The sequence below is a fragment of the Paraburkholderia sp. GAS42 genome (assembly GCF_050436565.1).
In the GTDB taxonomy this organism is placed as follows: Bacteria; Pseudomonadota; Gammaproteobacteria; order Burkholderiales; family Burkholderiaceae; genus Paraburkholderia.
Window position 1 is genome coordinate 21,020 of sequence record NZ_JBNDML010000037.1, and the last position, 13,512, is coordinate 34,531.

A 13,512-nucleotide genomic window follows, 5' to 3' on the forward strand; every position below is an offset into this window, starting at 1 on the left:
CTCCGTGAGTTACTGGTTGACGGCGAGCTTGAGTGCTTCGTCGGGGGCGAGGTAGTCGTAGGCAACCTCGCCGATATCGAGGGTGAGATTCGCGACGACGTGCCGCGCGCCCACGACTTTCCTGACCGGGAGGTCGGCGACGGGCGCCAGCGCATGTGCTTGCAGTTCGAGCGCGGCGGGACCTTCCCATGCGCCCAGCACTGTCACGTCCCGAAGATAGAAGCGGACCAGCTCGCAGATCCTCGGCGAGCCGTCGACGTGCGGAATGACCTTCAGCAGGTAGTTCGGCGTATCTGCCAGCTTCCTCCGCTCGGCCTCGATATTCAGGGGACGGAATTTATAGCCCATCGTGCCGGTCGCGACCCGTTGCGTCCCGTAGTCGAGGGTGCCGAGCAGCGTGTCGTTGCCGTCGATGCTCAGGCGCGGCGAAGCGAGCTTCTTCGGGAAGCCCCAGATTTCCCGGCCGCCTGCAATCGGACCTTCATCGTCCAGATACATCGCATGCGTGTAGCCGGCCTTGCGGCCTTCGTCATCGATCACCGAGATCACCTGACCGCTTTCGGTGTAGTTGCCGAAACCGGACGAGTCCGGCATGCGGATGAACTCGTAATGGACCAGACCGCTGTCGACCGTCAGCGGCTCTGGAACGACGGCGCGCAGCGCATCGATGTCGGTCTCGTATGAAATGATGAAGTACTCGCGATTGAGGAAGCGAAACGGCGGACGCGGATACGAGGGGTTATGCACGGGCATCGCATATGCGTTCTTGTGGATGTCTGCGACTTTCATAAAATAGTCCTGGTAAATGTTAAAAAAGAACCACCGATAAACATGCGTGCACCAGCGCGCCTCCCCTGGCAGAAGAGATAGATTGCAAACGCGCCTGTTGATATCGATGCCTCGACGGATACCCTTCTTACGATTTCTAAAGCGTTATCGCGACAACGTATCCTTGATTGCGAGGGCACAGATTCGGTACGGGAATTTCTAACGCATGAGACTAGTGACGAATGCCGATCCGGCGCTTTCCGCCTGGACACTGGCCACGGCGACAGCGGCCACCATGCCCGTCATCAGCACGACGGTGACCACCCGCACTTAGCGGATGTCGTTAGCGGCAATGCGCCGCACGAAGTCATCGTAGGTGGCCGCGGCGTGGCGCGGTAGACATGCAAACGGGCTCACGGTGTTGCCCCTTTGGCACCAATCGGCACCAATCAAAAGCAGGCTGGCGGGTGTAGGCCGGAGAAGACCGTTCAGGTGTTGCCGTGTTCGATCTACAGTCCGTTGCGAAGATGAATTCGACGCTTGAGGAATGACATGCGGTGTTCGTGCCGATTTGATCTCGCGTTGATCAGCAATAGCCTGCGATGTCGGCGGTACAAGGGGGCGTGCCCGGTGACTTATCTGCCACCAGGGTTCGTGTACGAGCTCTACGAGCAAGCCACATATAGGAAAGGAGGACCACTGGGACGATGCCCAACAACGACACCTGCCATCCAGATTGACGAAGGTGTGCGAACAATGCGTCGATTCGACCGGCGAACAACGCGCCCGCGAGGAGACCAGCGCATGCCCATATGCTTACGCTGGCGCAGTCGTACAAAATAAAAGAACGCGTTTTGATCGCCATGGCCCCGCAAAGAGGAACGGCGATCAGCGAAAGCCCGGGCACAAAGCGGACAATCATCAACGCACGCGCGCCGCGTCGAGAAAAGAAGTACTCGAATCGTGTAACGCACGGTTGCCCCGTGAACGACAGTTTGCATACCAGCTGGAGGGCACGTGTGCCGTAGCGCTTGCCGCCTTGAAACCAGAGGAGGTCGCCAAGAACGCCACCGGAAACGGCGGCGCCGAGCAGAATGACGGAGTGAAGCAGTGTACGCGCGAGGTCATATCTCGCAACGGCGATGCTCGCGCCGATCGTCATTAGCGTCGTGATGGAAGGAAACGGCAGGCCGAGCGATGAGGCAAGTACGCTTAAGAATACGATCAACGCTCCGTACCGAGAAAGCAGCTCATGGGAAAACATTTTGCCATCCTGAAAATTGATTTCGTCGTGGCCGTATCGAGCTGACTCGAATACGTTGAGAAATGCATGCCGTAACGACGGTGATCAGAGTGTTGGACCTCTCGTCTTGGTCAATTGCCGAGGCAAGAAGCAAAATCCATTTACGTTATCGGACTATCCGTTAGTCGGCGGAAGCGACCGAAAGCAGATGCGCTTCAGAGGTCCGCAAAAAACTCCGTAACACGTCATCGTGTAACGACGACGGCTTTCTAAAGTCAAGGTCGGAAACAACGCCAAGTCTGGATGTTCCATTGTTCACCTCGGATTCTTCGGACGTGCACCTTGCTGTTTGCGTCGTCCTTCGATCAAGTTCGTGTAACTCAAGCGCAGTTTCATCAGCAACGCTGCTAGCGACAGTGGCGACCGTTTTCATATCTTTGTTCTGGTTCGATGGCTGAGTTAAACGCTCGAGCGGGAAAGACCTGTGTGAGGTCTGTCAGTACGCTTTCCCGATTGATTCGGAAATCGTTTGCGTTGATAGCGCACGAAGCGAATCTGAACGCCATCGTATGCGCGTCTTGTTCCGTATAGAAGACTGCACACGGCGGTTTCCGTGTTGCCGGAAGAACAACAATCAGCGGGCGATCACATGCGCCTTCTGGCATGGAATGTGATAGAGCAGGCCGCGTTAGAACGAGCAGAGACGTTGACCCGCCTGCCCGACAGCTGCGCTGAGCGTGAGGTCGAGTACCAGGCTCTTCTTGAGCATTTCAACGACGAGGAAATCGTGGAATTGACGTGAACCGTGGCAGTGATCAATGGAAACGCATGGCGATCCGTATGCATCAGCCGGTTGACACGAACCCAATCGACTGACGGCATGCGCTACACGCTCGGGGTAACAAGGCTGGTTGCAAAGATGCAGTCTGTCACCACTGCGCTCCGCACGCTCTCGCCACAGGAACGTGCATCTCGCGTCAGTCAACAACGGTCACGATATTGACGGTCCCTTGTCTGGCCATTTTTGCATACGGGCACAAGCGCTCGGCACTTCGAACCAGCTCTTCCGCCACGAATCGCTCAACACCCGGCATCCGGACCCGGACATCGATGACCAATGCATAGCCTCCATCCATGGGATCACGGCCAAACGAAACCTGCACCTCCACAACAGTATCGTTGATCTCCATCGCGGCGCGTGTCCCGAGCAGGTTGAGCGCCCCGTGAAAGCACGCGGCAAAGCCTGCGGCGAACAACTGCTCGGGATTGGTCCCGGTACCGGGTCCTCCGAACTCCTCGGGCAGCCGCAGATCCACAACAAGGTTCCCGTCATCTGAACGGGCCACTCCAGATGCACGGCCGTGTCCCGTCTCGCCGCCGGAAACGGTGACAGTTGTTGTGTACAGAGGATCAAAATCCCGGCCGCGATACCTGTCGAGGAGGGAAAGCGGGGGGGCATGCAGCTTCTCGTTGTCCATGATGTGTTCCCGAGATCCGTGACAAGCGTTCCGACTCTCCGTCATCCATTCGTCGAAGCCTGTGTTACCAGGTCTGGAAGAAGTTCAGGACAGCATCATCCCCGAATGACGGCGAGTTGGTGTCATCTACTACGACCTGTGCGCCAGCAAGCGCCTTGACCGGGCCTTCGCCAGTCAGCGCGCTCATACGAGTTTGTGGCGACGCGGCAGCTACGCCGTGACCCTGCGCAGTAAGCCGCGCGACGACCTTACTGCCGATCAGGCCGGTACCGCCCATAACGAGATGCTCACCGTGCATCTTGATTCCTGGTGAGACTGCGGGACACCCCTGCGTCAATAGTAGGTGAGCGCGGATGGTGAAGGTAGAGCCGTCCAGGGACTCATGGTGTTTCCAGTTTGTCACCAATCCAGATACGCAGATGAAATTGGAGCACCTCGTCATGGGCTCGAAGTGAGGCTGATACCGCGCTAGCGCGCATGGGTATCGACAAGAGCCGCTGACTTCGGGGGCGGTGCCCCGGCGGCGCCAATTGGTGTCGACGCGGCAACGGTGAGTGTTCCGATGTGTATCTACCAAGGCAGGGATTCGGCACCTACCATTCCGACATCGCAACGCGGTTGACTCGACTGAGTTGACGGGTGGTTGAGGTCGTTAGTGGAGAACATCATGTTTCGTCTCAGACCTCTGTTGGTGCTAGTTGGCTGGATCACGCTATCTGCGGTCAATGTCGGGCTTGCAATCGCCATTTCGTTCAGCGGCATTCTCTGAAGCCTGATATCCACTACCCAAATCGCGATCTTCGGTCGTCCGCGAAGCATGACGAGGGAAAGGTGCGGTTCGCCATGGAAACTCCATTTATTGATTGCCTGGCAACTTCGCCGGCGTTGATCCGCACAGAACGCGCTATCGAAGTTGGTGCCCATCTTATTAGTGAGCGGGAAGGCTATACACACCACGGAATCTATGCGGGGAATGGGCAGGTTATTCACTACGGGGGCTTTTACCATTCCGCGAAACGGTGTCCCATTGAATATATTCCGTTGCGCGGCTTTGCGGCAGGAAAAGGTATAAAAGTTCGGTCTGAACCAGACGCCATTTATACCGGAATAGATGCCGTGGAGAGGGCCAGGTCCCGCCTCGGCGAAGATGAATATCAATTGCTGACCAACAACTGCGAACACTTTTGCACATGGTGTGTGCTGGGTGTCGGGCGCAGTGAGCAGGTACGTCGATGCTTAAGGAATCCATCGGCAGGTATCAAGACGTTGTTTGCCCTTGTGAGGGACACCTTCCGTGATCTCGCGAGGCCGGCTCGTCTGGACAGTCACGGTTCAGGTCGCGTCTCGTGTGGCCGGGGGCGCACCGGATGTGCACCACGATTTTCTACGAAGCATTTTTTTACTCAACGATCTGACAGGCCAAAAATGAACAGGCAGTCAAACATCAGACAGCGCGCATCACGCGCACTGATACTGGGTGTATCGGTGATGTTCGCGGCGGTGCTATCGGCCTGTGTGAACTACGCCGGCATCCACAGCGACGCTAAAACGGCCGAGCCGCAGCAGTATGCGACGCAGCATAGCCTTCCCGCCGAACAAGGCTATTGGCCTGCCGCCAACTGGGCCGACCAGTTCGGCGATGCGCAACTGAAGGCGCTGATCGACGAATCATTGAAGAGCAGTCTGACGCTCGACCTGGCGCGAGCCCGCGTTGCAGCTGCATCCGCATACAGCGAAACGGCGAAGGCGAGCACGATGCCGCGCGTCGACGCGAGCTATTCGCTCACGCGTCAACAGTTCTCGAGTACAACCTTTGTGCCGCCTCCGTTTGGCGGCTCGTGGCAGACGGAGAACAAGGGCCTGCTGAGCGCATCCTATGATCTCGATCTGTGGGGCAAGAATCGCGAAGCGCTGAAAGCGGCGATCTCGCAGCTTCAGGCGAGCCGGGCCGACGCGGAAGTCGTGAAAGAGACGCTGACGACGTCGATTGCCCGCACGTACAACCAGCTTGCGCGCCTGTATGTGCTGCGCGACATCGCGCAAGAGGAAATCACGCAGCGCGAGCAGATCGACCGCATCACGACGGCCCGTATCGCGACAGGTCTGGATACGGAGGTCGAGCGCAAGACCGCACAGGCCAATCTGGCGACGAGCCGCGCCGCGCTGAAATCGCTCGACGGACAGATTCTCACGACGCGCTATCAGATCGCCGCGCTGCTCGGCGCGGGTCCGGACCGTGGTTTGCAGATCACGCGCCCAACGCTCGGCACAGGCGACGAAGTGCACCTGCCCGACAACCTGCCCGCCGATCTCGTGGGTCGCCGCCCCGATATCGTGGCCGCGCGCTGGCGCGTCGATGCGATGACGCACGACGTGAAGGAAGCGAAGGCCGAGTTCTATCCCGACATCAACCTGAGCGCCGCGATCGGGCTCGACGCATTCGGCTTCGGCCGCTTCCTGACGGCGGCGAGCCGCACGGCATCGATCGGTCCGGCAATCCACCTGCCCATCTTCGACGCAGGCGAGCTGCGCGCGCAACTGAAGGGTCGCTACGCCGACTTCGATTACGCCGTCGCGACCTACAACCAGACGCTCGTGACCGCGCTGAGCGAAGTCGCCACGCAGCTCGCGGACGTGCGTTCGACGGATGCGCAGCTTGTCGATGCGCAGACCGCGCAGGGCGCCGCCCGCAAAGCCGACGAACTCGCGCTCGTGCAGTACAAGGCCGGTCTCACGAATCAACTGACCGTGTTGAACGCCGACGTCAACGCGCTCTCCGCCGATCAGGCCGTCGCGAATTTGCGCATGAACCGTCGCGATCAGCAGATTGCGCTGGCTTCCGCGCTGGGCGGCGGTTTCGTCGATACGTCGAACGCAGATTCCGCGGCAGCGCCACGCGCCGATGCGTCCGCACCCGGTACGCCTGTCATCGCCGCGCGCTAAGCGACTACCCACCGAATCTGCCTGGAGAATTGAAATGAGCGAAATCAACACAACGGAGCGCGAGGAGACCCACGCGGCAGGTGCGAAACGTGACGCAGCAGCTGACATGAAAGCCGGAGTCGCGGACGAACCAAACGCACGCAAGCGCAAGGCGCTGCTCGCGCTGCTCGGCGTGGCTGTCGTCATGTCGGCGGCGGCTTATGGCGCGTACTACATGACATATGCGCGCTATCACGAATCCACTGACGACGCGTACGTCAGCGGCAATCTCGTGCAGCTGACGCCGCAGGTGACAGGCACTGTCCTTGCCGTGAATGCGGACGATACACAGATTGTGAAGGCAGGCGATCCCGTGGTCACGCTCGATAACGCGGATGCGAAAGTCGCGCTCGGCAACGCAGAAGCGACGCTGGGACAGACCGTGCGGCAGGTGAGCAGCCTGTATGTGAACAACGATTTCTATGCCGCGAACGCCGCGCAGAAGCAGTCGGATCTGGCCCGCGCGCAGGACGATCTGCGCCGCCGCCAGGCCGTCGCTGATACGGGCGCCGTGTCGGCCGAAGATATCGCGCACGCCCGCGACACCGTGACGGCCGCACAGGCCGCGCTCGACGCCGCACGTCAACAGGCTGAAGCCAACCGGGCGCTGACCGACCGCACGACGATCGAGCAGCACCCGAACGTGCAGGCCGCCGCGTCGAAAGTGCGCGATGCGTATCTTGCGTATGCGCGCAACACGTTGCCCGCGCCCGTCACCGGCTATGTCGCGAAACGTTCGGTGCAGGTCGGCCAGCGCGTGTCGTCGGGCACGCCGTTGATGGCGATCGTGCCGCTCGACGGCGTGTGGGTCGATGCGAACTACAAGGAAAGCCAGTTGCGCAACATGCGCATCGGTCAACCCGTCACGCTGACGGCTGATGTGTATGGCGGCAAGGTTGAGTATCACGGCCGCGTCGTCGGCTTCTCGGCGGGCACGGGCAGCGCGTTCGCGACCTTGCCCGCGCAGAACGCGACGGGCAACTGGATCAAGATCGTGCAGCGTCTGCCCGCGCGCATCCAGCTCGATCAGAAGGAACTCGAAGCGCATCCGCTGCGTATCGGCCTGTCGATGGAAGTCGATGTGGATACGCGCAACAACACGGGCCCGCAGCTCGGCGCGGCCATGAACACGTCGTATCGCACGGATGTGTTTGCCGAATACGGCGCGCAGGCAGATGCCGAGATCGAGAAGATCATCGCGCAGAACATTGTCCCTTTGCATACGGGGTCCGCGGGCAACGTCGTATCGTCGAAGTTTTCCGCAAAGCGCGACGCAAGCGACAAGAGCGGCACTAAACAGCGCGCAGGTTAAATCGCATCCCGGGGGCGCGCCTCGCAGTCGCGTCCTGGCAGGTCAGTACGCCGGACCTGTCGAAAACTTCAGACTGGAAGCAACATGAATCCCTCGATGCAACTTGCACCGCCTCCGCTGACAGGCGGAAAGCTGGTCCTTGCGACACTCGCCGTCGCGCTCGCGACGTTCATGAACGTGCTCGATTCATCCATTGCCAACGTTGCAATTCCAACCATCTCGGGCAATCTCGGCGTATCCGTCGACGAAGGCACGTGGGTGATCACCCTCTTCTCGGCGGCCAATGCCGTCGCCATTCCGCTGACGGGCTGGCTCACGCAGCGCGTCGGCCAGATCAGGCTGTTCGTGGCCGCGATCCTGCTGTTCGTGTTCTCGTCATGGCTGTGCGGCGTTGCGCCGAACCTGATCGTGCTGCTCGCTTCGCGCGTGTTGCAGGGTGCCGTTGCGGGCCCGCTGATTCCGCTCTCGCAGGCCATTCTGCTCGGCTCGTATCCGAAGGAAAAAAGTTCGACGGCGCTGTCGCTGTGGGCGATGACGGCGACGGTCGGGCCGATTGCGGGTCCCGCGCTGGGCGGCTGGATCACCGATAGCTATAGCTGGTCGTGGATCTTCTATATCAACATTCCAGTGGGCCTGTTTGCCGCCGCCGTGACGTGGCTGATCTACCGCGACCGCGAATCGCCGACGCGCAAGCTCCCCATCGACAAGGTCGGCCTGCTGTCGCTGATCGCATGGGTCGCGTCGCTGCAGATCATGCTCGACAAGGGCAAGGATCTCGACTGGTTCAACTCGCCTGTGATCTGCACGCTCGCCGTCATCGCTGCCATCAGCTTCCTGTTCTTCCTGATCTGGGAGTTCACGGAGAAGAACCCGATCGTCGATCTTCGCCTCTTTGCAGAACGCAATTTCCGCGGCGGCACGATTGCGATCTCGGTCTCGTACGCGGTGTTCTTCTCGAACCTCGTGATCTTACCGCAGTGGATTCAGGGTTATCTCGGCTATCGTTCGGTGGATGCCGGTCTCGTGACGGCGCCGCTCGGCATCTTCGCCGTGCTGCTTGCGCCCGTGATGGCGAAGATCATGCCGAAGTCCGATGCGCGGGTCCTCGCGACGCTGGCCTTCCTCGGCTTTGCAGGCGTGTTCTTCATGCGTTCGCATTACACGACGGGCGTCGACCCTTATACCCTGGTGCTGCCGACGCTGCTGCAAGGCATTCCCATGGCGCTCTTTTTTACGCCGCTTACCGCGATCATCCTGTCCGGGCTGTCACCCGACAAGATTCCGGCGGCCGCCGGCCTGTCCAACTTTGTGCGCGTGTTCGCGGGCGGCGTCGGCACATCGTTGATCTCCACGGGCTGGAACGATCGCACGATCCTGCACCATGCGCGACTCGCCGAACAGTCGAGTGTGAACAACCCCGACTATATGAGCGCCGTCGCGAACCTGCATGCGACGCTCGGCGGCGGCACGGATCAGGCCGCGGCGTTCTTCGGGCACTCGCTGAATGCGCAGGCCGCGATGCTCGGACTGAATGATATCTTCTGGCTCTCGTCGATGATCTTCATTGTGATCATTCCGCTGGTCTGGCTGACCAGGCCCGGCAAGGGCGGCCATGGTGCGGCGGCGGGTGCGCATTGAGGCCTTCGCAGCTTGCCGCTGGCATCCGCGATAGCGCCGGTAGACGCTTACGCCATCCATAGATTGCCCGGAGCAAACAGCCGACAGTCACAATGTCCGTGTGTCCCGAGTGTCAAGCGGGACATCCGGCCGCATGCCTTTTAGGCCCAAGCCTGACAGCGCCTTTGGCTTGCCTGGCTAACCGTGCTGCTCAACCGGACACCCCATCCGCCCTGGCGCTCGCAGAAAACGGCACTTCCTCGCAGGCGTACCGCCGTTCACGGAACGAGTTACATTGTTCCGGTGGCTTCACACCGAGTCGTCACCCACCCAGGACGCACCGGGCAGCTTCCGATTGACGGAACAATCGGTTTCATCGGTTTCTCTTCCGGGCGAACCCAGATGAACAATCCTCTACGCGACTTCACGTCGCGCTAACACAGTCGTACTAGAATACCTACGGTGATCGCTGGCGGTGACGTGCAACTGTCAGACGAGAAACACAACGTGAGTGTATCCGGCGGTCGACTCTGGACGACCGGCCCAGAACCACCGACGGGCACGTCAGCGGTCGGTGGCGCGTACCTGGCATGGATGGACGCCGTCACGAAGGACGGATTCGCCGGAACGGGTCCATTGCTGCTCGCGGCGTCATGGACGACATTGTCAGACCCGCCGCTGCGTGCACGGCCGGTCGGGCGGAAGGAGGCGAGATGAGTTTGGGGCCGCATTCGACTTCGGTCCAGGGCCCACACGACCGCAAGGAGCCAGTGGTCTATGTGGTAGACGACGACGAGGGGATGCGATTCGCCCTCGCCGGTCTGCTGCGCTCGGTCGGGCTACGCGTGGAGACATTCGAATCGTCGCAGGACTTTCTTGCTTTCCCGAAGTGCGATGCGCCCAGTTGCCTGGTTCTCGATGTCAGGCTGCGCGGCGAAAGCGGTCTTGCCTTTCAGGAACAGATTGCGAAGAGCGGTGTGCACATGCCGATCGTATTCATGACAGGGCATGGCGATATCGCGATGACAGTCAAGGCCATGAAAGCTGGGGCAGTCGACTTCTTCGCGAAGCCGTTTCGCGACCAGGACATGCTGGACGCAGTCACTAATGCGTTGGCGCGCGACGGTGAGCGTCTTGCGGCCGAACAATCGATCGCGGCGCTTCGTGCCGCCTACGACTCGCTGACACCGCGCGAACGAGAAGTCATGGGGTTCGTCGTGGCCGGACTGATGAACAAGCAAATTGCCTCCGAAATGAATCTCAGTGAGATTACCGTGAAGATTCACCGAGGCCAGGTAATGAAAAAGATGGCGGCGCGATCCGTCGCGGATCTCGTCAGAAAATCAGAATCACTGGGCGTTAATCCACGGCCCCAGAAGTCGTCTTGAAATCGGCGAGATCGGGAGCGCCGTTCCGGCCTGTCGTCGATCCGCTACGGCAGGTCCAGCGCGACGCTGAGCCAATGTGTGATGGCGTCGACATCAACCGGCTTGTCGAGTACAGCCAGCGCGCCGTTCGCCAGCGCCTTCGCCTTCAGGTCGGCCCCCGGGAACGCCGTGATGAATATGGTCGGCGGCGCATATCCGAGTGCCAGTACGCGGTCGTGCATCGCGATCCCCGACATGCCGGGCATCATGATGTCGGAGATCAGGCACGACGTCTCGGCGATGTGGCCGGATTGCAAGAATTCCTCCGCGGATGCGAACAGGCGTGTATGCCTGCCGAACGAGCGTACAAGAGTCTCCGTCGCGAGGCGGACGGCCTCGTCGTCATCGACAATCGCGACTATCTGAGCAGAACACAAAACCAGCCTCGACTTTTAGGAAAGGGAGGGCGCATAGCCAGAACACCGCCGCGCGCAGCAAGAACGCCACCGCGTGCGTCTACGATACCCATCGTAATTCTCATACCGGTGACCGAGAATCATACAAACGTATTAGTGCGCCGCAAGCACATCGCTCAATCCTGCTCGAAGGCCGTCGAGGCCAGGTACGGCTTTCAGGTCCGCTGAAACGGCAAACTCATACTTTAATATGAGTCCTGGCGTTCCTTGCATCGCGGCCGTATGAGTAGAGTGCTACACATCCTGATCGGCACATGCAGACCGCCGGCGCTTGTGCCACAGCGGTTGTTTCCGGTTGTTTCCTCGACGATGCGCAGGATCCTCACCACAGGGCGGCCGATGCGTCGTGTGCAGTTGCAAGGGCAGCAGGGACGCAATATGAGCAGACTTTCTTCGTCTGTTGTCTCTCGCGTCGACCCTCGCCGCGTCGGTACTCCCTACCGTGGCATACGTTGCTCGCTGTGTGCTTGAGACGAAACGAGCATGCTTATGAGACTGTTGAGCGTCAACACGAGATATGTTCCTCACTACACTCTAGACACCGTACGCACGAAACCGACGCTTCGCGACTGAAGCGCGCAGACACCTTGCGGCGCGTGCCCCGGTCCCGCGGGTTATACCCTGGTATGAGCGTTCGAAGCCTATGTAGGGGCAGCACCACCCGTCCGTAGAATGGTTTTGTGGCGCCCGCGCGCCTATCTTTGTCTCATGGCCGGTGCGATCGCGCTGTGCGCTCCCAGCACGCCGTGTGGTGTGACGGCCAGTTTTGAGGAGACAAGCCATGTTCAACAGACTGCACAACTGGATCCTGGTCGGCGGAAATGCGTACGACGAGTACACGTTTGTACCGTGGCTTAACAGAAACGTGTATCGGCGAACAGTGGACCTGCGCCGCATTTGCCTGCAATAGCTGGCGCAACGCAAATCTGAATGAGCGCCGTGAACGTTCTTCATTTGCGTGCGTTGTCCGGGCTCGACGTCCTGCTGCACGCGCTACCGTTTGCATTCCTGCTGGGGCTGCGTCAATGACCGCCACATCATAGGTGCAACAACACGACAGTCGTTGTCGATTCCAGAACGCATGCTGGCGCCCCCGACGGCACTGCCATGCATGTGTCAATAGTAGGAGCCATCAATGGATCAATCGGATACATCGCAGCGCGGCTTTCACGTTGGTCTGCCAGATAGCGCTGACGCTTTGTCTACCTGTTTCGCGACGAGCTACGCGGGGATCATCGCGTTCATGGCGGTCGCTACAGAGGGAAGCTTCGTCAAAGCCGGCGAGCGATTGGGGATCGGACGCTCGGCTGTGTGTCGAAATGTTCAGAAGCTTGAAATGCAGCTAAGCACTCGCCTGTTTCTCCGAACGACGAGGACAACAAACCTGACGCAAGAGGGCGAGAGGTTCTTTGAGAACTGCAACCAGGGCGTGGCCCATATCGTCGAGGCAATGAACGATATGCTGGATCTCCGCCATGGTCCGCCTCGCGGCTTGCTTCGCATCAGTTCGACAGTTGGATTTGGACGCAAGGTGGTTGCTCCGCTGCTTTTCAGGTTCTCCGAGGTCTACCCCGATATCGCGGTCGATCTGCTACTGGATGACAGGCCAGCAGATTTCCCCGCAGAACAGATCGATGTCGCGTTTCGCGATGGATGCATCGAGGACTCCTGCATCATTGCGAAACGGTTGATTCCAATGCAGATGGTAGTCTGCGCATCCCGTGCCTATGCCGAAAAGCGGGGACTGCCATCCACCCTTGAAGATCTGGGTGAGCACGACTGTATCAACTTGAGATTCTCCAGCGGGCGCGCCCTTGAGTGGGAGTTCAAGGTAGACGGCCATATGCGAAAGTATCTGCCGACCGCCAGACTGACCTTCAATGACACAGACCTGGTACTGAAGGCGGTCCTGGAAGGTCGCGGAATCGCCCAGATGCCCGGATATCAAATATGCGATTACATCGCGCGCAATGAGCTCGTCATGGCTTTAAGGCCGTACGTGCCGGACGACCGGGGTCACTACATCTGCTATCTCTGCCGACAGCATTTGCCGTCACGCATTCGTGTGTTTGTCGACTTCATGACCGAGCAGATCCGCGCACTCAATCTGAATTACCTGACCGGCTTTAACGCGGATGACACCGAGACTTCGACAGAGAAGATGGCGGCATGAATAATGAGATGGTCACCCCCGCCCTGCGCGCGGGTAGTGCGGTAGGGTGTTCTCTTTTCCTGGGAGGCCATCATGCAAGATGTAACGCTGGTTGGA

The 13,512-nt window shown here is 59.7% G+C and carries 11 protein-coding genes and 2 pseudogenes; 8 read left to right on the top strand and 5 right to left on the bottom strand.

All coding sequences use genetic code 11. The features are described from left to right. Positions 1–9: 9 nt before the first annotated feature. Both P3T16_RS32985 and P3T16_RS32990 read right to left on the bottom strand, forming a co-directional pair. Positions 10–789, bottom strand: a complete 780-nt coding sequence (locus P3T16_RS32985) for an acetoacetate decarboxylase (protein ID WP_429345395.1) — start codon at positions 787–789, stop codon at positions 10–12. Between the two features lie 565 nt (positions 790–1,354). Further along, positions 1,355–2,032: a DedA family protein gene (locus tag P3T16_RS32990; protein ID WP_429345396.1), complete on the bottom strand. Its 678-nt coding sequence runs from the start codon at positions 2,030–2,032 to the stop codon at positions 1,355–1,357. Between the two features lie 592 nt (positions 2,033–2,624). Between P3T16_RS32990 and P3T16_RS32995 the strand changes: the two genes are divergently transcribed. Continuing rightward, positions 2,625–2,813, top strand: a complete 189-nt coding sequence (locus P3T16_RS32995; protein ID WP_429345397.1) for a hypothetical protein — start codon at positions 2,625–2,627, stop codon at positions 2,811–2,813. A gap of 175 nt (positions 2,814–2,988) precedes the next feature. Here the strand turns inward: P3T16_RS32995 and P3T16_RS33000 are convergent, their stop codons facing one another. Then, the gene (locus tag P3T16_RS33000) at positions 2,989–3,489 is read right to left on the bottom strand and encodes an Ohr family peroxiredoxin (protein ID WP_429255340.1); all 501 of its coding nucleotides are present in this window, start codon (positions 3,487–3,489) and stop codon (positions 2,989–2,991) included. A 70-nt stretch (positions 3,490–3,559) separates the two neighbouring features. Beyond that, positions 3,560–3,787, bottom strand: a pseudogene (locus tag P3T16_RS33005) (NAD-dependent epimerase/dehydratase family protein); the annotation flags it as partial. A 545-nt stretch (positions 3,788–4,332) separates the two neighbouring features. Here P3T16_RS33005 and P3T16_RS33010 point away from each other — a divergent pair. The 5 genes and pseudogenes from P3T16_RS33010 to P3T16_RS33030 form a co-directional block, all read left to right on the top strand. Then, positions 4,333–4,638 (top strand): annotated as a pseudogene (locus P3T16_RS33010) (lecithin retinol acyltransferase family protein); the annotation flags it as partial. Positions 4,639–4,914: 276 nt separating this feature from the next. After that, positions 4,915–6,432 carry an efflux transporter outer membrane subunit gene (locus P3T16_RS33015; protein WP_429255569.1) on the top strand — a complete coding sequence of 506 codons (1,518 nt, stop codon included), beginning with the start codon at positions 4,915–4,917 and terminating at the stop codon, positions 6,430–6,432. 34 nt (positions 6,433–6,466) lie between these two features. Further along, positions 6,467–7,783, top strand: a complete 1,317-nt coding sequence (locus P3T16_RS33020; RefSeq protein WP_429345398.1) for an HlyD family efflux transporter periplasmic adaptor subunit — start codon at positions 6,467–6,469, stop codon at positions 7,781–7,783. An 84-nt stretch (positions 7,784–7,867) separates the two neighbouring features. After that, positions 7,868–9,421 carry a DHA2 family efflux MFS transporter permease subunit gene (locus tag P3T16_RS33025; RefSeq protein ID WP_429345399.1) on the top strand — a complete coding sequence of 518 codons (1,554 nt, stop codon included), beginning with the start codon at positions 7,868–7,870 and terminating at the stop codon, positions 9,419–9,421. A 692-nt stretch (positions 9,422–10,113) separates the two neighbouring features. Next, on the top strand, positions 10,114–10,788 hold the full coding sequence (locus P3T16_RS33030; protein WP_429345403.1) for a response regulator transcription factor: 675 nt from the start codon (positions 10,114–10,116) through the stop codon (positions 10,786–10,788). A gap of 44 nt (positions 10,789–10,832) precedes the next feature. Here P3T16_RS33030 and P3T16_RS33035 read toward each other — a convergent pair whose 3' ends face one another. Beyond that, on the bottom strand, positions 10,833–11,204 hold the full coding sequence (locus P3T16_RS33035; protein ID WP_429345400.1) for a response regulator transcription factor: 372 nt from the start codon (positions 11,202–11,204) through the stop codon (positions 10,833–10,835). 820 nt (positions 11,205–12,024) lie between these two features. On the opposite strand from P3T16_RS33035, the gene P3T16_RS33040 reads away from it, so the two are divergent. Together P3T16_RS33040 and P3T16_RS33045 are read left to right on the top strand one after the other, a co-directional pair. Further along, complete coding sequence (locus P3T16_RS33040; protein WP_429255336.1) at positions 12,025–12,153, top strand: hypothetical protein; 129 nt, start codon at positions 12,025–12,027, stop codon at positions 12,151–12,153. A 225-nt stretch (positions 12,154–12,378) separates the two neighbouring features. Beyond that, complete coding sequence (locus P3T16_RS33045) at positions 12,379–13,416, top strand: LysR substrate-binding domain-containing protein (protein ID WP_429345401.1); 1,038 nt, start codon at positions 12,379–12,381, stop codon at positions 13,414–13,416. Positions 13,417–13,512 lie beyond the last annotated feature (96 nt).